This is a genomic window from Paraburkholderia fungorum (assembly GCF_046026025.1).
Classification (GTDB): domain Bacteria; phylum Pseudomonadota; class Gammaproteobacteria; order Burkholderiales; family Burkholderiaceae; genus Paraburkholderia; species Paraburkholderia fungorum_E.
This window is the reverse complement of record NZ_JAQQFL010000018.1, coordinates 43268-62053: the sequence shown is the minus strand read 5'-3', so window position 1 is coordinate 62053 and position 18786 is coordinate 43268. Positions and strand designations below refer to the sequence as shown.

General features: G+C 61.1%; 15 protein-coding genes. 6 read left to right on the top strand and 9 right to left on the bottom strand.

Annotated elements, in window-relative coordinates:
• Positions 1–50 precede the first annotated feature (50 nt).
• The 3 genes from PQR67_RS20415 to pdxR all read right to left on the bottom strand — a co-directional run bounded on the left by PQR67_RS20415 (position 51) and on the right by pdxR (position 6195).
• Positions 51–1454 (bottom strand): GGDEF domain-containing protein, encoded by a 1404-nt coding sequence (locus PQR67_RS20415; protein ID WP_408463065.1) that lies wholly within the window; start codon positions 1452–1454, stop codon positions 51–53.
• A 221-nt stretch (positions 1455–1675) separates the two neighbouring features.
• Positions 1676–4432 carry a UPF0182 family membrane protein gene (locus PQR67_RS20410; RefSeq protein ID WP_408463062.1) on the bottom strand — a complete coding sequence of 919 codons (2757 nt, stop codon included), beginning with the start codon at positions 4430–4432 and terminating at the stop codon, positions 1676–1678.
• A gap of 203 nt (positions 4433–4635) precedes the next feature.
• Positions 4636–6195, bottom strand: a complete 1560-nt coding sequence (gene pdxR, locus PQR67_RS20405; RefSeq protein ID WP_408463060.1) for a MocR-like pyridoxine biosynthesis transcription factor PdxR — start codon at positions 6193–6195, stop codon at positions 4636–4638.
• A gap of 190 nt (positions 6196–6385) precedes the next feature.
• Here pdxR and PQR67_RS20400 point away from each other — a divergent pair, with 190 nt between their 5' ends.
• Positions 6386–7021, top strand: a complete 636-nt coding sequence (locus tag PQR67_RS20400; RefSeq protein ID WP_408463297.1) for an FMN-binding negative transcriptional regulator — start codon at positions 6386–6388, stop codon at positions 7019–7021.
• 68 nt (positions 7022–7089) lie between these two features.
• On the opposite strand, the gene PQR67_RS20395 is transcribed toward PQR67_RS20400, so the two are convergent.
• From PQR67_RS20395 to PQR67_RS20385, 3 genes are all read right to left on the bottom strand, one after another.
• Positions 7090–7815 (bottom strand): hypothetical protein, encoded by a 726-nt coding sequence (locus PQR67_RS20395; RefSeq protein WP_408463057.1) that lies wholly within the window; start codon positions 7813–7815, stop codon positions 7090–7092.
• Positions 7816–8174: 359 nt separating this feature from the next.
• On the bottom strand, positions 8175–8504 hold the full coding sequence (locus PQR67_RS20390) for a hypothetical protein (RefSeq protein WP_408463054.1): 330 nt from the start codon (positions 8502–8504) through the stop codon (positions 8175–8177).
• Between the two features lie 52 nt (positions 8505–8556).
• Positions 8557–9009 (bottom strand): MarR family winged helix-turn-helix transcriptional regulator, encoded by a 453-nt coding sequence (locus PQR67_RS20385; protein ID WP_408463051.1) that lies wholly within the window; start codon positions 9007–9009, stop codon positions 8557–8559.
• Between the two features lie 240 nt (positions 9010–9249).
• On the opposite strand from PQR67_RS20385, the gene PQR67_RS20380 reads away from it, so the two are divergent.
• On the top strand, positions 9250–9711 hold the full coding sequence (locus PQR67_RS20380; RefSeq protein ID WP_408463048.1) for a CHRD domain-containing protein: 462 nt from the start codon (positions 9250–9252) through the stop codon (positions 9709–9711).
• A gap of 44 nt (positions 9712–9755) precedes the next feature.
• Here the strand turns inward: PQR67_RS20380 and PQR67_RS20375 are convergent, their stop codons facing one another.
• A complete protein-coding gene (locus PQR67_RS20375; protein ID WP_408463046.1) occupies positions 9756–10448 on the bottom strand; it encodes a cytochrome b/b6 domain-containing protein in 693 nt (230 codons plus the stop codon).
• A 46-nt stretch (positions 10449–10494) separates the two neighbouring features.
• Between PQR67_RS20375 and PQR67_RS20370 the strand changes: the two genes are divergently transcribed.
• Positions 10495–11349 (top strand): urea carboxylase-associated family protein, encoded by an 855-nt coding sequence (locus tag PQR67_RS20370; RefSeq protein WP_408463043.1) that lies wholly within the window; start codon positions 10495–10497, stop codon positions 11347–11349.
• 149 nt (positions 11350–11498) lie between these two features.
• Positions 11499–12485: a helix-turn-helix domain-containing protein gene (locus PQR67_RS20365; RefSeq protein WP_408463040.1), complete on the top strand. Its 987-nt coding sequence runs from the start codon at positions 11499–11501 to the stop codon at positions 12483–12485.
• A 39-nt stretch (positions 12486–12524) separates the two neighbouring features.
• On the opposite strand, the gene PQR67_RS20360 is transcribed toward PQR67_RS20365, so the two are convergent.
• Positions 12525–13763 carry an NAD(P)/FAD-dependent oxidoreductase gene (locus PQR67_RS20360; protein WP_408463038.1) on the bottom strand — a complete coding sequence of 413 codons (1239 nt, stop codon included), beginning with the start codon at positions 13761–13763 and terminating at the stop codon, positions 12525–12527.
• An 89-nt stretch (positions 13764–13852) separates the two neighbouring features.
• On the bottom strand, positions 13853–15223 hold the full coding sequence (locus PQR67_RS20355) for an MFS transporter (protein WP_408463035.1): 1371 nt from the start codon (positions 15221–15223) through the stop codon (positions 13853–13855).
• 377 nt (positions 15224–15600) lie between these two features.
• Between PQR67_RS20355 and PQR67_RS20350 the strand changes: the two genes are divergently transcribed.
• Together PQR67_RS20350 and PQR67_RS20345 are read left to right on the top strand one after the other, a co-directional pair.
• Positions 15601–17256: a serine hydrolase domain-containing protein gene (locus tag PQR67_RS20350; RefSeq protein ID WP_408463032.1), complete on the top strand. Its 1656-nt coding sequence runs from the start codon at positions 15601–15603 to the stop codon at positions 17254–17256.
• Positions 17256–18716 carry a M81 family metallopeptidase gene (locus tag PQR67_RS20345; RefSeq protein WP_408463029.1) on the top strand — a complete coding sequence of 487 codons (1461 nt, stop codon included), beginning with the start codon at positions 17256–17258 and terminating at the stop codon, positions 18714–18716. Before PQR67_RS20350 ends, PQR67_RS20345 begins: the two co-directional genes overlap by 1 nt.
• Positions 18717–18786: the final 70 nt, after the last annotated feature.

The window sequence follows — 18786 nt, the reverse complement described above, 5'->3', positions numbered from 1 at the left end:
TGCCTGGCAGGAGGCTGATCGAACCGCTGTGGATCGATCGTGAAACGCTTCTATCCGGCCACCACCCGGTTCCGGCCATCATGCTTGGCCTGATAGAGCCGCTCATCGGCCACTTTCAGGAGGGTGTCGATCGTGTCGCCGTCGCGGCCGAACTCGGAGATGCCGACACTGACGGTAACGGCGACAGCGCGTCCGGCTCGGGTATAGAACTCCTCGGTCGCGACAGCGCCCCGCACGCGTTCCGCGATCGAACGCGCCACGTCTAGCGCGGCTTTAGGCAGGAGCACCATAAACTCTTCGCCGCCCACCCGCGCCACACCCTCGTAGGGTCGAATGGCATCCAGGCATTTCTGGACGAATCGCTGCAACACCTCGTCGCCTACCTGATGGCCATAGTTGTCGTTGATCAATTTGAAGTGGTCGAGATCCAGCGCCAGCAGCGAGAACGGCGCACCGCCACGCCTCGCTCGCGCGATTTCCGCGTCCACTTGCTGGATAAACTCGCGCCGGTTCGCGGCGCCCGTCAGTGGATCGGTTGCGGCGAGATGCTCGAGCTTGTGATTGGTGCGCTGGAGTTCCTGCAGCGCGTTTTCCGTGCGCGCCATCGCCTCGGCGAGGCGGGCCATCAGTTCTTCCTGGCTGTAGATCGTCGAAAAGGAGCGCGTCGTGCGAAACGCCTGAACGACGCCATAACTCAACAGGAAAAAGCCGGCTGCGAAGATCGCGTGTGCCAGCCACCACATATGATTCCAGGGCTTGCCGATAATGAACGCGAGGGACGCAAGCGCGAAGGACGTGATCGAGATGCCATAGATCACCATCAGCGGCGAGCGAATGCGACGCAGCATCAGCACCATGACGTTCAGCGTCGAGAAGAGGAGCGCGCCGCCTTCCATTGATAGCCGCACGGCGAGGTCGCCCGCAATGGGCGAGTTCGCAATCACGCCGACCACCACGTCGATCAGGATGAACACGGCGATCCACCTCAGCCACGGGCCTGGTTTCGAGCGCTGTTCGAGCGCGTCTGGCGCGCGGTGGTATGAGAGAAGTCCGATCAGCAGCAGCACCGACATCACCAGGCGCGACGCCGGTCCATAGAGCAGGAATAGCCAGATATTGTGGTGAGCCATGCCGGTGAATGCGCCGTGAAGCGCATAGACCAGTACAAAGCCGAGAAAGCCCAAAGTCAGCCAGCGCAACAGCGGTTCACCCGACGACAGATAGCAACGCCAGGTCACATAGGTGACAAACAGTCCCTCGAGCGTTGCCGCTGCGATTGCGATTTCGTGGAACGCATGGTTTTCGAACTTCAGGCTCGGGTCCTGAAAGAAAACCAGATAAACAATCAGGTAGGCGGGAATCAGCGCGAAACCAATGATCAACAAACTCGAGTAGATCCTGGTCACGATCCCGATGACGCGGGGCGGTTCTTCGACTGAGATGGTCGTGCTCATAGGCCAGTCTCCGACAAAATCGCAATGGATTTTCGCATCGCCGGGCGATTGACGCGTGAATCGCTCGACTCGGACACGGCATCACGCTTCCGTGCAGAGTCAAGCATACCGCGCAGCGGGCACTTGAGCGACAAAAAATGGACTACGGATGAGATCCTGGCGAATATCGGCGTCGGGCATCATGTTGGTGCGGCATGCTGAACCCAGCGATGTGGAATGCATCAATGTCGCCCGTCCGAACGGCCGGCACCCAGCGCCTCGAGCAGTGGCCGCAACGCATCCAGTTCCGCGCCGAAGCCGCTCCAATCCCCGGCCTTCAATCGCGCGATCGCGCGGTCATAGTGTGCCAGCGCCTCGCGGGCACGCGCGTCCGCCGTGCCCTGAGCAGGCGACGCGAGCGGGGCGCTTTCTTCGAAGAGCGCCGCCAGCGCTTCGCCCAAGGTCTCCTTCATCACCACCCGGTCCCCATACGCGGCGATCACGCGTTTCAACTCGGGTAACTGGCCTGACTCCGCGCGCAGATAGAGCGGCGAGACGTAGAGGATGGAGTTCTCAATTGGCACGACGAGAAGGTGGCCGCGAATGACTCGCGAACCCATCTGGTTCCACAGCGAAATCTGTTGCGAAATCTCCGTGTTTTGCTGAATGCGCGCCTCGATCTGGAATGGCCCGTAGACGAGCTTGTCCTTCGGAAACGAGTAGACGATGAGCTTGCCGTAGTTGGGCGGATCGCAACGCGCGGCGAGCCATGCGATCATATTGTCGCGCTGGCTGGGCACCATCGGCAGCATCAGGACGAACTCCTCGCGTGATTCCCCAGGCAGCCGCATGATCATGTAGTAGGGCGTCATGGGCGTGCCGGGGCTATTCCCACCGTCAATGCCAATCAATTCCCGGGGAAACTGCCAGAGGTCCTCGCGATTGTAGAAAACCTCCGGCGCATCCATGTGGTAAGCCCGATAAAGTTGCGCCTGAATCAGGAACAGATCTTCGGGGTAGCGGATATGTTGCTGCAGATCTTGCGGCATTGTCGCGAGAGGCTTGAATAGACCCGGGAAGATGCGCTGATAAGTCCGCAGGATCGGATCGGCGGGATCGCTCACATAGAAATCGACCGTGCCGTTGTATGCGTCGATCACCACCTTGACCGCGTTACGGAGGGTGTTGGCGCCATCGCCGAAACCCGGTTGAACGTAGGGGAACCAGCTGCTCGTCGTATAGGCGTCCTGCATCCAGAAGAGGCGTCCGTTGCTCGTGACGAGATAGGGATCGTGGTCGAGGCTGAGAAACGGGACGATCGTACGCACCCGGTCCTGAATGTTACGGTGCAGCAGGATACGGCTGGCGTTCGTGATGTAGTCGGTTAGCAGAATGTTCAGGTCGCCGAATTGCCAGGCGAACAGACTGCGGCGCGCGGTGCTGCCAATGGCAATCCCATCGTGCCCGCTGTAAGTGGTGTAGACGTTGTCCTTGCCCTTTGGGTAGTCGAATTCGGGGGCGTTGCCTTTCACGATGACGTAGCCTTCACTGCCTTCACCGAAATACAGACGCGGCTCGTGAATCGCCGGTCCGCCGTGGGCGACGGGTGGAATATCCTGCAGATAGAAAGAGGGCAGACCTTCCGTCGATTTTTCGGTGACGGGCGACATCACGAGCCCATTGCCATGCGTGAACAGGAGGTGCAGGTTCACCCAGGTCTGGGCATTCGGGGAAAGCATCGATGGCTCCAGTTCGCGGGCCGACAGCATCACCTGCCGGTAACCGGTGTCGAGCCGGTAGCGGTCGATATCGACAGAGAGGAATTTGTAGTAAGTCCTGATTTCCTGCAGTTGCGCGTAGGTATCCAGCAGCGGCTGCACATCCCACAGGCGGATGTTGTCGATGGTTGCGCGATTGGCTTCGAGCGAGGCGAGAGTCAATTCCTGCTCGGCTGGAAACGGCTTGACCTCGATCTGCGAGAGACCGTAAGCCATTCGCGTGAGCGCGATATTGTGCTTGATATAGGGCGTCTCCAGTTGCAGCTCGCTCGGCTTGACATAGAAGCGCTGGAACAGCGCCGGATAGATCACGCCGAACACGAACGAGGTGCCGAACACCAGTAGTACCGAGGCGGCGGGAATTCGATAATCCCGCCGGCGCATATTGATCCACGACGCGACGGCTGCTACGAGGGCAAGACCGGTGAGCACCCACAAGACCGGAAGCTCGACGTGAATGTCGGTATAACCCGCGCCGACCACGACGCCGTTATCGCCGTACAGCAGTAAAAAGCGGTCGAGTGTATAAGACCATGCCTTCAGCACGAAGAACGCACCGAGCAGCGCTGACGCATGAACGGTGGCAGCGGCGGAGAGTCCGCGCGGGGTCCGTTCGAACGTGATGTCGCCGCGTATCCCGTAGACCAGGCCTGCAACGATCGCACTCAGGAAGATCAATTGCAGCAGCCAGTTCTTGAACGCAAGATAGGCGGGCAGTGAAAACAGATAGAAACCGATATCCCGTCCGAAGACAGGATCACGCTCGCCGTAGGGCACCTGATGAAGAAAGCGCAGCACCAGATCCCAGTTGGAGATGTCGCTGGCCGCGATGATCAATCCCAGGGCAATCGCGCAACCGGCAATGCTGGCGCGCCAGCGAATCCGCGGCGCGAGCTGCTCCGCCAGTTCGCTGATGAACTCCGGCGGACCTGACAGACGGGCTGCTTCCACTTGCCAGCTACCGGGACGCCTCGCGTAACGATGCGCGACGAATCCCGATACGGCTATCACGCTCGCCGACGCTGCGAACACGGCGGCAAAAAGGAACGCCTTGGCGGCGACTAGCGTCCAGAAAACGTCGCTATAACCGATTGAAGAGAACCACAGCCAGTCGACCACGACGCCGCTGATGCGCCCGGCAACGATCAGGGCGGCCACGATGAGCACCACCGTGATTGCGGCGCGTCTGAAGTACACGCGCGAGCTTGGTTGCGAATGCATTGCCCCTCCTTTGTCAGGGCACCACTCGTGACTGGCTGCGATCAGGTCTGCTTAAATGGCTGATCCGCCGTGAAGCTGGCGGACAGGCCTGGCCGATGCGTCGGTCGAAGCCGCCTTGCGGGCAACGCATGATTGGGGCCATATAAAGGATTGTAGTCCGGTGGGGCAGGGTGCGCGGGCGCCGCAATGGAACGCTTTGGGTGCTACCGGGGTGCTACCGGGGTGCTAGCGAGAAACGCCCTGCGCCGGTTTTTTTTCGACCGTTTGACAACATTGCGAATGACGTTCGTCGCTACCGCGTCAATACACCTGGCGAGATGTCGCGTGGCTATTTCAATCTCGCCGTCGCTGAACGCACCGAGGCCCAGTATCAAACCCGCTCGACCGTTGCCTGCCGAATACATTGGCGAGACCGCCCGTACGGCAACGCCGCTTTCAGCGGCTAGCGACGCTACGGCCGTGTCGTCGACGCCTTCAGCCAGCCACAGCACCATATGCATGCCTTGATCACTGGGCTGCAGCCAGGCGAGCTCCTTTGGCAACAGTCGCTCGACGGTCTCGATGATTCGCACACGTCGCTCGGCATACACCCCGCGAATTCGCCGGATGTGACGGTCCAGATGGCCTTCCGCAATGAAGGCGGCCAGCACGTGCTGATCGGCATTCGGTGGATTGCGATCCATCAGCACGCGCGCGCCGCAGAACGCATCCACCAGGTAGTCAGGAACCACGGCATAACCCAGGCGCAGCGACGGAAACAGGATCTTGCTGAAGGTGCCGAGATAGATCACCCGGCTCGGATCGAGTCCCTGCAGCGAGGGAAACGGATGGCCTGCATAACGCAGTTCGCTGTCGTAGTCGTCTTCGACGATCCAGGCGTTGTTCGTGCGGGCCCATGCCAGTAGCGCGTTGCGTCTCGCCATGCTCATCGGCATGCCCAGCGGGTATTGATGCGACGACGTGACGAATGCGGCGCGGGCGTGCGCTCCGCGTTCAATGCCCGCCTCGACGTCGAGTCCCTCTGCATCGACGGGCACCCGGATCATGCGCTCCGGACGACCGGTGCTTTCGAGGATCGCCGTGATACCCCGGTACGCCGGGTCTTCCACCCACGCTGAGTCGTCGGCGTCGAGCAGCACCTGGCACGACAGATAAAGGCCTTGCTGCGTGCCGCTCGTGATGATGACCTGTTCGGCCTCGCAACGGACCGAGCGGGAGCGCCTGACGTAATCGGCGACCGCTTCACGCAGCGCGCGTGCTCCCTGTGGATCGCCATAACCTGCCGGTGCGCCGGGTCCCCGGGCGCGCACGCGGTTGCCGAGCCGCCGCCAGATATCGTCCGGGAGGGCACGGCCAACCGGCACCGATACGGCGAAGGGCGCAGCCGGGATAGCTGAAAATTGACGCGCGACCTGTGCGAGCAGGTTGGCACGTCCCGGAAGCGAAGAGGGCTCGACCGAGGGCGGGCGCGCCCGGCTGTCACCAGGTGGCGTCAACGACTGGGCCACGCTTGTGCCTGCTCGAGGACTTGCAGCCAGGAAGCCCTCGGCGATCAACTGGTCGAATGCCTCGATAACGGTGCCGCGTGCGACATGCAACGAGGCTGCGAGTATGCGCGTGGACGGCAGCATCTCGCCTGGCTTCAGATCACCGCGACGTATCGCATCGCGCAGCAGTTGGGCGAGTTGACGCCCTAGTTGGCCGGCCGTTCGATCCAGCGTACCGATCGACGGCAGTTCGACCGTTTTGGGTTGCCTGGGCATGGCATTCTGGTTCAGTGAGATTTACGGAAACTGGCTCTACGAAACAAACCAGTTTAGCGTGAAAATTTTGTCCTGGCGGGAAGCGCTTCGATGTCATGCAGACATGAGGGGCAGCGGAACCGGCATCCCTGTCATAGCGGCGCAATTCCGGGGTAAGGACGAGCGCCTTGAAGCCTCTAACGGAACTGACATGTACGTACCAGCCCATTTCGACGAGCCTCGTACCGAGGTGCTGCACACCCTTATCAAGGAGAATCCCTTTGGCATTCTGTTCACGCACGGCAAGAGCGGAATGGACGCCAATCACATTCCCTTTGAGCTAAAAAGCACCGACGGAACCTGCGGCGTTCTGCATGCCCATGTCGCCCGTGCCAATCCGGTCTGGCAGGACGTGGCCAATGGTGACGAGGTGCTGGTGGTGTTTCGCGCCGGGGACGCGTATGTCTCGCCGTCGTGGTATCCGAGCAAGCACGAGTCTCACAAGCAGGTGCCCACGTGGAATTACCGGGTGGTTCACGCCTACGGTCGCATCAGTATCCACGACGACGAGCGATACGTTCGCGGAGTGGTCGGCCGCCTGACGCGCACGCATGAGGCGTCCCAGCCCAAGCCATGGAAGATGACGGATAGCTCCGCCGACTACATCGACACGCTGCTGAAAGCGATCGTCGGCGTGGAGATCGAGATTACCCGGCTCGTTGGGAAAATAAAGCTGAGTCAGAACAAGGAAGCGCGGGATATCCGCGGAGCCGGTGCGACGCTCAACGCGCAAGGAGAAAACGTGATCGGTGACGCCATGCTGGCCTATGCGCAGACCAAGGCCTGATCGCGGCATCCGTCCTTCCTGATGGTGTTGTCAGGAAGGACGAAAACACGGCTGTATTTTTCGTTACCTTAAGCCGTAGTCGACACCAGGCTTCCAACCGGTTGCATATGCGAATTTCCCTTGAGGTTATTCGCGAGCGTCTGCACGAACGACTGCAGCGACGTGCCCGAGCCGCTATCGCCGAGTGAGCTCAACAAGGCCTGAAAATCGGTCTGCAGTGTCGACGTCTGCGAAGAGGACGACGAAGAATCGCTACTCGCATCCGAGGTGCTGGACCCAGTGCTCGAACCTGTCGTGCTGCCAGACCCCAGTTGCTGGGCGAGCGCATTCAACGCTCCGCCAATATCCCCATAGGAAGAGCTCGCGATCGAGTTCGAGTTCGTCGAAGCGCTCGTGCTATTGGACGTGGCGCTATTGCTATTGCCCGGTTGCTGAAGCGATCCCAGTGCCTGAAACAGCGCTCCGAGAAAGGCCTGCAAGGCGCCGGAAACCGAACTGGTCGACGACGAATCGCTCGTGGCGGACGTGGAAGAAACGGCGGTGGCGGACGTGCTCGAAGACGCGGCCGTACTCCCGGTTCCCGACGTAGCCGTGGTCGACGAGGTGCTGCTGATCCCAAGCGCGGACAGCGCCGCATCGAGTGCCGACAACAGCGGGTTCGATTCCGTCGAACTGGTCGATGAAGACGACGAGGACGCCGCCGCTTCGCGGTGACCGCCGCCGTGGCGATGAGTGGCGCCGACCGAAGACAGGTCGGTGCCAGTTGGTGAACCGCTTACACTTTGTATGCTCATGGTGCTTGATCCCCTTACGAGTTGAGCACTCAGCGTAAGTGATGGCAATACTTCCAAATTCCTGGTAAGGAGGGGGTTTCCCGCCTATCTCGGCTATCGGTAAGGCGCGGAAAGTTTTCGCTCGAAAATTGTCGTTGTTTCGACGTGCTGCGCCGTTGACGTCGATTTGTGAATGTGTCGGCAGCACCCGTGGCGACGATTTCGCTGCGCCCCTTATGCGACACGCGAGCTGGAAGCGATAGCGTATGCCACCCAGGTTGACGGCACCCCAGGTTCGTAATATTGATCATTTGAAAAGCACAGCTGCTGAGCACCGAGCCGCTCTACCTCGAGTATGAAGCGGCCGGCGTCGCGCTCCATCATGACCGTTCGGGATTATTACCGCCATGGAAATTGCCGAAATGCCGCGCGCCGAACAGCCCCATCGCCAGGATACCCATGCCGAATGGCACGACATCGGCGGTTACCTTGAGCCCAAAATCGCCCACGCTGCACACGAGGTGGTAGCCGACGACGAGATTGAAGAAACCCCACAGCACATTGACAGTCGATGACGACAACCCTTTTCCAGACGGTTTCGCGAACGGGGTCTGGAAGGGCGCACCCATCACACCGCTGACGAAATGAGGCACGGCATTCGCGAGAAACGCACCACCGAAAAAATAAGAGATCCCATGTAACCAATCCATTTCAGACGTTCCTTGTAGCGAGTAAATCGATGATGTCGTGAGCTGAGCCTGTTCAGAAGTCTGCCAGGCGCTTGAGCAGTTCCACCGCAGCCGCGAGTTCAGCCTGTTCTTGCGCAGATAGCTGCGCCTGGAGCGCACGGACCAGCCAGTCTTCTTTCGCCGCCCGATTCGCCTGCAGCGTTCGCCGGAACGTGGGGGTCAGGCCAATCAGCGTTTTGCGCCCGTCGCCTGGGTCGGCCTCGCCTTTCACAACGCCTAACGCTTCCAGGCCGGCAACCGTAATCCGCATGGACTGTGGTTTCACGCCTTCCGCCCGTGCCAAAGCAGACACGGTGGCTGGACCGTCACGCTCCAGATGGAAGATCACCGACTTCTGTGCCGACGTGAGGTCGTTAGGGTTCGCAAGTTCTCGCGCGCGGCGCACCAATTTGCCCACGGAAATGCGCAGTTCGCCAGCAAGGGTGGGCAGGTCGGTCGGCTTGGGCGAGGGTGATTGTTTGCTCATGGCGCAAGCATAGCATGTATGCAGTTAAACTGTACATATTAACTGTATATATTTCGTGTGTACGCGAGAAGTCGCTTCTTTCCTGCCGCAGACCTGATATCTGCGCACGCCTGGAGTTACCGGCGGCTTGCGTCTATCCTTGTCTCACAGCTTTGGCTGCCAGCGAGGCCGATGAGGTCCTACACACGCCTCGATAGTGGCTACCGCCCTGCAAGGGCAAACCCAAAAGGAGAAAACCAAATGTCACGATCCATCTCGCAGCGCGTTTTCATGGTGTTCGGCGGCCTGGCCCTGGCAGGTGCACTGAGCCTGGCGCAAGCGGCGCCGGTTTCATTTGACGTACCGTTGACGGGGGCTCAGCAGGTTCCTCCCGTGCAGACGCCAGGCAGCGGCAGCGCCAGCCTCACGTACGACGCCAGCACACGGGTCGTCACCTGGAACATCACCTTTAGCGGACTGTCGAGTCAGGCGACGATGGCGCATTTCCATGGACCCGCACTAGCCGGCAAGAACGCCGGCGTGAAGGTCTGGCTCTCGCAGAAAGGCACCATGGAGATGACGAGCCCGCTCAGCGGTCAGGCCACGCTATCCGCGGATGACGCCAAGATGTTCGAAGCCGGTGACATGTACATCAACGTTCATACCAAAACCAATCCGGACGGCGAAATCCGCGGCCAGGTGGTGCCGCCGAAGAGCAACTGACGCGACCACGCAAGCGGCACACTGAGATCAGGTTCGCGGCAGGCTCAGAGATAGGCCGCGAGCAGCATCACCACGGCAACGCCTACGCCGAGCGGCAGCAGCGCCAGCAGCGCTGGCGTCTGCCGCGGCGCATCGATGGAGGCGGGCAGGAGCTTGTAGCCGGTTAGCATTGGACGCAACAGGTTGTGTCCCTTCGCTATCGCATAGAGCGCGATCACGAGTACATGCAGCGTGACTGCGGCGAGCAGCACGTCCCACACGATCCCGTGCAATGTGGATATGGCGTTGGCGAGCCACGCGGGCACCAGTTCGCTCAGTGGCCCTTCGTCGGCGATGTCGTTGTTGACGTAGAGTCCGCTCAGCGTCTCGACCAGCAGCAAGGCGAGCAGCAACAAAACCATCCAGCCGCCGGCCGCATTGTGGCCCACCTGCAGATCCGGTTCGCGGCGCAACAGGCGACGCAAATGGCGAAGTGCCGCCGTGGGCGACGCCACGAAACTGCGAAAGCGCGCGGTCTCACTGCCAAAGCAGCCCCATAGCAGCCGGAATATGACCAACGCGAGCAGCGTCTCCCCGACCCGGATGTGCCAGTCGATCCAGTTCAGTTTCAAGGTGACATAGGCTGCGGTGACCAGGACGACCACCAGCCAGTGAAACAGGCGTACCGGCGCGTCCCAGACCAGCACCGGGCGGCGGACAGGCTGTGTCGGCCGCGTGACAGCTTCGCGAGCATCCATGTGTCGTGCCTCCGTGCGCATCATATATTACGAAGGAGCATTCAGCATGCTGAACTACCCTGCCGCTTATCAATCCACCAAGGGTTCCGCGCTCGACGTCGATAAGGCGTTCTATCAGCGCGTCGCCTCACAGCACGACACCCGCACGCTGGTTGAATCGATCGTCGTGCCGATCCGCTCGGGTCAGGCGTGGACCGTACTGGCCGGTCAAGTGTTTCGCATCGTGACGATCGAAGGTCCGCAGGTGGCCGACCTGAATATGTGGAACCTGCACAACCCGCGCGAGCGTATGTGGGCCTCGCGCACGCGCCAGTTGCAGCAAGCACACGTGAGCACGTTCGACCGTTTGTGGTCGACGCTGCCGTTTCTGCGTCCGATGGTGACGATCACGGACGACAGTCTCTCCGACTACGGCATCGACGAGCATGGCGGCCGTGTCCACGATCTGCTCGGTACGCGGTGCGATCCCTATGTGAACCGGATGCTGACGGGTGAGGATTTCCATTTTCACTGCCACTCCAACCTCACACGCGCGATCGCTCCGTACGGATTGACCGAATACGACGTGCATGACGTGCTCAACGTATTCCAGTGCACCGGCCTGAATCAGGACGACAAATATTTCATGAAAGCATGTCCGGCCAAGAAAGGTGACTACCTCGAATTCTTCGCTGAGATCGACTTGCTATGCGCGCTGTCGACCTGCCCGGGCGGCGATCTCTCGGTGCCGATGTGGGGGCCGGACGCGCGCGATCCGCTGGAGGTGTGTCGACCGCTCGGCATTGAGATTTACCAGCTTGGACCGCGGATGCTGGACGGATGGGCGTCGCCATCCGTTGCTGCGTACAAGGGGCAACATGGAATGGCACTGCTGCAGCCGAAATGGGAATGCGGTTGTTGACCGGCACTGAAGATTCATCCATCGGCACCTTCATGCCGGTGTGCCCGTCACTCGCACCAATCGGTACAGGCGTAAATTGGCGAGCTTAAAATAAGCTCGTGTGGTTTAACGCGCCAACAGGACGTCCTACTTTGCTACGGGATCACGATATGCTCGCGAATGGCATCGTCTACAACCGATTCGATGTTTCCGTGAGACCGCCGCAACAGCAATTGCTAGCCTATTGGGAGCAGCTTGGCCAGATTGTCGAGGTTGTGCCATCGCTAGAACAGGTTCGACAGCCCTTTGTCTGCATCAACGACCGTTACGACATCGGCGAATTCCGCATCAGCGACACCCGCACCGATCATGTCGTGATCGAACGCACCGTCGCCCGTATTTCGCGCGACAGCGTGCGAGGCATCGGTTTTACCCTCTTCCTGGACGGCGAGGCTCATTCGGCAACCAAGCTCGGTGGGCGGCCTGAGTACCTCGTGGGTGGGGGCAGCGTACTTGCCACCGACTTTGAACAACCCGTACGCCTGCGGCGGCAGGCGTGCCGGTATATCACGCTCGTTGTGCCGTCCAACCTGCTGCGACACGTGTTCTCCGACCCGGCCGCGCTACATGGGCGCCTGCTCGACCCGAACAGGCCCGCTACCCGGCTAATCCTCGAGCGCGCCAGGAAACTCGTCGAGAACGTCCGGCATATGCCGCTCGAGGAGGGGCGCCGCAAGCTGACCGGTCTCATTGAACTGATCGTCGCCGCGTTTGGGGAAGAGGCTGGCTTGAGCGGCAGCAAGCGAGCAGTCGGCCGCGCGCTCATGTTCGATCATGCACGGCGGTATGTCCGGGCAAACCTGCAGGATTGCGAACTATCGCCCGACAGCGTAATTGAATCGTTGGCGCTCCCACGCAGCACGATTTATCGGCTATTCGAACATGAGGGTGGGCTGGGTGCCTATATCCGTCATCTGCGCTTGCGTACCGCCGCTGACGAGCTCGTTCGATTTCCGGGTGTTCCGATCAAAGACGTTGGCTATTCAGTCGGCTTCAAAAGTGCATCCGACTTTACGCGTGCATTTCGGCGGGCCTATGAGATGACACCCCAGGAAGTGCGCCTGAACGACTACCGATATCTTCATGTTGAACGGTGATAGCCAGTCGTATCGATAAGGGCTTCACTGTGACCGGCCTCATGCCCTGAACCGGCTGGCGCGAAACGGATGCGCGTTCACCAGGAGGGATTCTCCGGTCATCATCTCGGCCACCAGGCGTCCGGTGACGGCGCCCAGCGTAAATCCGTGATGGGCGTGGCCGAATGCGAACCAGAGATCTTTGTGACGTGTTGCGGGGCCGATGATCGGCATCATGTCGGGTGTGCAGGGGCGTGAGCCCATCCATGCTTCGCCGTCGATACGCGCCGCAAGAGGAAACAGCGTGCGCGCAATCGGCTCGACGGCGTTGAGTTGCGCTGGCGTGCGGGGCGCATCGCGATGCGCCAGCTCGGCGCCCGTGGTCAGCCTGATTCCGCGGCGCATCGGAGCGATCAGGTAGCCGTGCTCGACGTCGAGCACCGCATGATTCAGGCGCGCTTCCGGTCGCGCCTCATAGTGCATGTGATAGCCACGCTTGACGGCCAGCGGCAGGCGATAGCCCAGGCGCGAGGTCACCTGTTCCGACCACGGCCCCATCGCCACGACCACCGATGTGGCTTCAATCAGCCCCTCATGGGTGTACACCGCCCACTGATCCTTGAGCGTCGTGCCGTCGCCGATGAAAAAGCGGCCGCCCAATTGCTCAAAATACTTTGCATAGGCGCTCACCAGCGCATTCGGATCGCTCACCGAATCGGCTGCGACATATCGGAGTCCACCCAGCAGCGAGCTATCCAGATCCGGTTCAGTCTGGCGCAAACGCGTGGCGTCGAGCGAGTCGAACTCGACGCCGAATTCACGATGCCACTGCTCTGCGAGCCTCGTTTCCTCGTCCTGTTTGGCTGCCGTTCTGAAAATTTTCATCCAGCCGATCGGACGCAGTAACGAACTCGCGCCGGCTTCCTGCGCAAGCGCCCGGTGCTCGGTCACGCAGTGTTCGATCAGCGGGGCATAGGAGCGGGCGATGGCCGCGTGGCGGCGCGGGTGCGAATTGCGCCAGTACTTCCAGAGGAAAGGCGCCAGCTTGAGCATCGCGTCCGGGTGGTACCGGACATCGGTCGACTGGTTGCGTGCGTAGCGCAGGAGCGTCTGCCATCCGCGCGGAAACGCATACGGATAGACACCTTCACGTTGGATCAGCCCGGCGTTGCCGAATGATGTCTCGTTGCCTGGCTGCCTGAGGTCTACCAGTGCGACCGATCGACCGCGTTTTTGCAGGTGCGCGGCCACCGACACACCCACGATGCCGGCGCCGAGGACGAGGGTATCGAACTTCATCGGTCGTTCCTTATGACGCGTTTCACGTCAGTGCCCATGCTATCCAGCATGTTGGTGATCGGCGTGCTTGCCGGACTGCCCAGTGGAACTCAGAGGGTTTCGGCGCAGGAGTCGGCCGGATGCTTGCCCGTAAAACGCGGCTCGCTATAGACCCCGAACATCCAGATGGCGGCGCAGGCAATCAGCAGGGGAACCAGAGGACCCACCAGGCCCAACAGGGCAATGCGGTGATGGAGTTCGACCGTGGCCGGCGCGCCTGCGTGGTAGCCGATAAGCGACAGGAGACCGCCCGAGACCACGCCGCCGAGCGACATGCCGAGTTTTTGCGCGGACATGAACATGCCCAGGTAAAGCCCAAGAGACGGCCCGCCCTTGGCCGACTTTACGGTGTCGAGCACCGCGGCCGTCAGGGCCACACCGGCTACGGAACAGATGATGCCGTAGATCGCGCCGGCCGCCATGACCACCGGTATCAGCCCACTGGCAAGACCGGCCCAGTAACCGATAAACGCGGCGACGGTAATGAGAAAACCGATCCGCAGCGTGCCATTGTCGCCAAGGCGGCGCAACACCGGAACAGCAAGCGGCAGACCGAGGAGACTGCCAATCAGCACGGGTCCCGCGAGCAGGAACAGGTCCTCGGGGCGGCGTCCAAGCAGATACTGATTTTCATAGGCAATCAGGGAATTCAGACAGCCCCCTGCCGTGCCGAGCGCGATGATCACGATGATGAGCGCAAGAAACGCCCGGTTACGCAGGACCGCAACGATGCCGTCACGCAGCGACATTTCCGCGGCGGATTCCGACAATGCAGCGGGATGAACCGGGGCGTTACGAACCGCGCAGTAAAACCAGGTGTACATGAACGCCATCGCCAGCGCCACCACCAGGGTCATGGTCAGGTAGCCGCGCTCGCCACCGCCGCCGAACCGGATCAGGATCGGTACGCAAACCACGAGAGAAATCGTAGTGAGGGCGGCGCCGAGATTGCCGACAGTCAGGAATTTGTTGCGCTGGAGGGAGTCCGTGGCGAGATCACCGGCGAGAGCAAGAAAAGTCACGCCGAAGACGGTATAGCAGGTCGCCTGGAGGATCTGGACCAGCACATAAAACGCGGCAAGCAGCGGTTTGGAGGCGATCGCGGGGTGAAAGAAGGTGAGGGGCAGAAGCACCATCAGCGCGAGCCCACTCATGATGCAGACGCGCAGACGGCCGCCCGCACGCAACGCCAACTGGTCCGAATACCGTCCGATCGGCATGTCGACCAGGACGTCCCACAGCTTGGGAGCCGCCAGAATCATCCCGGCGAGCCATGGTTCGAGATGCACGTATTCCGTGAGGAAATACAGTAGCAGCATGGGGACGGGGGTAGCGGCGAGCGCGTTGGCGGAGCCGCCCGCGCCGTATCCGCCCAGGCGCATCAGACTGATACCGCGGCTGGAATTCGAAGTAGATGACATGCCAATTCCTGTTAGGCATCCTGGGATGCAAGTGTCCCGGCCGGCCGATGTCGGCACGGTGGTTTTTCTGCATAGTGCCAAATAAGAAAAATATTTACAATATGGAAAATACTTGTAGACATTTCTCTGCCGCTGCCAGGTTGACGATCGGTCCGGCTAGCGACTGACCGGGAAATCACTGCCGATCAGGTGTTGTGTCTGGCTGGGCGGGGCTTGTGGGGCAATGCGCTGGCCTTGCGAGTGTCGCAAGCCAGCTCGACGGTATCTTGAGTGAGACCGGATTTATCTATTTTAGAAAAAATTGACTTATTAGAAAATTGATCAATATACTGCGTGCCATTGCGCCGGTGGGGTGCGATGACCTGTGGAGAAGACCGATGGCTGGCGTAGATCCCGATTCACGAGTGAGTGGCCTTGACGACATCTTTGCGCCATTCGATCGCAGCGATGCGCCGGGCCTGGTGATTGGCATTGCCCAACATGGCAAGCTGCTTTACCGACGCGGCTTCGGGCTCGCGAGCGTGGAGTTGGCCGTGGCGAATACGCCGGGCACGCGTATGCGCATCGGCTCGACCAGTAAGCACTTCGTCTGTCTCGCAGCGCTGTTGCTTGCCGAAGACGGAAAGCTCGATGTCGATGCGAGCATTCGCGCCTATATCCCCGAGTTGCCCGTGCTGGCTGGCGAGCCGACGCTGCGCCAGCTCATGACCCATACCGGCGGATACCGGTGCTACCTGGATCTGAGCGTGCTGGGCAACGTCGGCGCGATGATGGAAAAGGGCGAAGCGTTCAGGTATCAACTGCTGCAACAGGACGTGAACTTTGCGCCTGGCGAGCGCATGGCGTATTGCAACGGCGGCTACCATCTCCTGTCGATCGCTATCGCGCGCGTCAGCGGCATGGCGTTTGAAGCCTTCCTGAAGCGGCGTATCTTCGAGCCGCTCGGCATGGTGAATACCGATTCCGTACCGAGCGACCTCACCGTGGTGCCGGGCAGGGCCACGCCGCATGTACCGCTGCCGGACGGTGGCTATCGTCGCGGTGTTCTGCCGCTGGAAGATCTCCTGGGCGAAGGCTCGATCGTCTCGAGCGCAGCCGACATGCTCATATGGCTCGCGCACTTGCGCGGCACGAAGCGGATCGGCAGCGAGGCAAGCTGGGCGCAGATGCTGTCGCCTGCCCGTTACTCGAGCGGTGTGGTGGGCACGTACTGCCTTGGGCTGGAGCGGGAGAGATATCGGGGCGTCGAGGTGATCCACCATGCCGGGGCGGTGGACGGCGGCGCTTCGCAGATGATCACCGTGCCGGAGCAGGAACTCGACATCATTGTGATTACGAACGGCGCCGCCGTTAGTCCGACCGAGCTTGCGTGGCAGGTGATCGACCGGCTGTTGGGCGACGACGCGCTGGAGGCCGCACCGCCGCGCGTCAAAACGGCGGAGCTAGCCGGTCTCCTCGGACGCTACTGGTCGCAGGACACGCGAACGCTCGTCGAACTGCTCGACGATAACGGCGAGCCTGGCTTCAATCTGCTCAACTCGATAGCGTTGCCGGTGATCGCCGACCAAAGCCGGTATTGCGTGACGTTTCCCGGCATGGGGCCGCTCTCGTTTCGCCATGTGCCGACGTCGCTGCTGAGCGATGCGCCGGTCATGGAGTTGTCCAATTGCGGGCACGTCGACCGGCTTGTGCGCCTGCCGGATGTCACCACGTCCGACACGGAATTCGGCAGCGGGTTGACTGGGGAGTACGTATCGAATGACCTTGCGGCGTGTGGAACGATCCGCTTCGACGGCAGCAAGGCAAGCCTGGCCGTCAGGGGCACGCGTAGCGGCTGGAGCAGCGAACTGAAGGTTGTATCGCGAGACGTTGCTGCAACCTCTGCCAGGCCTGGGGAGTTGAGCGTGCCCGCCGTGCTGGTGGTCGAGCGGGACGACACGGGGCGAGTCCGCGGCTTCTGGCTGAGTACCACTCGCTCGATGAATCTGCACTTCGTACGGACTGACGACAACGCGACTCAGGAGCGCAAATAGTGAAAATTTTTACCACAACGCTGATCACTGAAACGAATACCTTTGCGCCGAGTCCGACCGGACTCGGTGGCTACGCTTCATATGGGATCTATCACGGCGACGCCAGCAAGGTGGCGCCGGACGGGCTCGGGGTGGGAATCGCCGAGTTGCGCAAGCTTGCGGCCGCGCAGGGCCACGAAATAGTCGAGAGCCTGTCGACGATGGCGCAACCGGCAGGCCGCACCGTGCAGCGGGTGTACGAGAGTTTTCGCGAGGAAATTCTCGCCGATCTGCGGGCGGCGCTTCCCGTCGACGCCGTGCTGCTGATATTGCACGGCGCAATGATCGCGGAACACTGTGACGATTGCGAAGGAGACCTGATCGAAGCCGTTCGCGCGCTGGTCGGCGACGAGGTGCCGATCGGCGTGGAACTCGATTTGCATTGTCACTTTACCGAGCAGATGCAGCGCAACGCAAACGTCATCATCTGCTACAAGGAATATCCCCATACCGACATTATCGAACGTCTGCGCGAGGTGTTCGCGTTGACCGTGGCGACTGCGGAGGGGCGCGTGCGTCCGGTGACCGCGGTTCACGATTGCCGCATGGTGGGTAAATGGCATACCACCACCGAACCCATAGCCGGGTTCGTCAGGCACATGCAGTCACTGGAGGGGCGCGACGGCGTCTTGTCCGTGTCGTTCGGCCATGGGTTTCCGTGGGGCGACGTGGCGGAGACGGGCGCCAGGATCTGGGTGGTCACCGACAACGATGAAGCCCAGGCTCAGCGTATCGCCGCACAATTGGGCCAGATGTTATGGGACATGCGTGAGGCGGCCCGGCCGGCGGGATTGTCGATTGACGACGCCCTGGATCGCGCGCTGGCCGGTGCCGGCAGGCCCGTCGTGTTGGCCGACGTCGCTGACAATCCAGGTGGCGGTGCGCCATGCGACAGCACCTTCATTTTGCGGCGGCTTATCGAACGAGGTACGCGCGACGTGGCGCTCGGCTGCGTGTACGACATCGGAGCAGTCCAGGTCTGCAGGGAAGCAGGTGTCGGCACGCGGCTCACGCTTCGGATCGGCGGCAAGCTGGGGGTGAGTTCCGGCGCGCCGCTGGATTTGGCGGTCACGGTGCGCGCGCTGGCGGACGAACATCATCAAAGCATGGGCGGCATGCAACGCCCGCTCGGCTCTGCGGCGTGGGTGTCGACGGACGACAACATTGATATCGTCTTGATGACGGTGCGGGAACAAACCATTGCGCCCACTGCCTTTACCGGACTCGGCATTGATCTCGCGAGCAAGCGCATTGTCGTGGTCAAATCCTCGCAGCACTTTCATGCGGAATTTGCGCCGATCGCGCGGGAAGTGCTGTACGTATCGGCGCCGGGGGCGCTAACGCCCGATTTTGCCAATATCCCGTACCGGGTTCGCAGTCCAAACTACTGGCCGCGTGTTGAGAATCCATTTGAGGCGTAATTGGGAGGAGACGCAGGGAAGACACGCCGGGAAGACACGCGAGAGCAAAACTTCGCGCGGGCCGGGCATG

Coding starts and splice junctions, on each gene's coding strand:
- PQR67_RS20415 (WP_408463065.1), bottom strand. CDS start 1,454: ATGAGCACGACCATCTCAGTCGAAGAACCGCCCCGCGTCATCGGGATC.
- PQR67_RS20410 (WP_408463062.1), bottom strand. CDS start 4,432: ATGCATTCGCAACCAAGCTCGCGCGTGTACTTCAGACGCGCCGCAATC.
- pdxR (WP_408463060.1), bottom strand. CDS start 6,195: ATGCCCAGGCAACCCAAAACGGTCGAACTGCCGTCGATCGGTACGCTG.
- PQR67_RS20400 (WP_408463297.1), top strand. CDS start 6,386: ATGTACGTACCAGCCCATTTCGACGAGCCTCGTACCGAGGTGCTGCAC.
- PQR67_RS20395 (WP_408463057.1), bottom strand. CDS start 7,815: ATGAGCATACAAAGTGTAAGCGGTTCACCAACTGGCACCGACCTGTCT.
- PQR67_RS20390 (WP_408463054.1), bottom strand. CDS start 8,504: ATGGATTGGTTACATGGGATCTCTTATTTTTTCGGTGGTGCGTTTCTC.
- PQR67_RS20385 (WP_408463051.1), bottom strand. CDS start 9,009: ATGAGCAAACAATCACCCTCGCCCAAGCCGACCGACCTGCCCACCCTT.
- PQR67_RS20380 (WP_408463048.1), top strand. CDS start 9,250: ATGTCACGATCCATCTCGCAGCGCGTTTTCATGGTGTTCGGCGGCCTG.
- PQR67_RS20375 (WP_408463046.1), bottom strand. CDS start 10,448: ATGGATGCTCGCGAAGCTGTCACGCGGCCGACACAGCCTGTCCGCCGC.
- PQR67_RS20370 (WP_408463043.1), top strand. CDS start 10,495: ATGCTGAACTACCCTGCCGCTTATCAATCCACCAAGGGTTCCGCGCTC.
- PQR67_RS20365 (WP_408463040.1), top strand. CDS start 11,499: ATGCTCGCGAATGGCATCGTCTACAACCGATTCGATGTTTCCGTGAGA.
- PQR67_RS20360 (WP_408463038.1), bottom strand. CDS start 13,763: ATGAAGTTCGATACCCTCGTCCTCGGCGCCGGCATCGTGGGTGTGTCG.
- PQR67_RS20355 (WP_408463035.1), bottom strand. CDS start 15,223: ATGTCATCTACTTCGAATTCCAGCCGCGGTATCAGTCTGATGCGCCTG.
- PQR67_RS20350 (WP_408463032.1), top strand. CDS start 15,601: ATGGCTGGCGTAGATCCCGATTCACGAGTGAGTGGCCTTGACGACATC.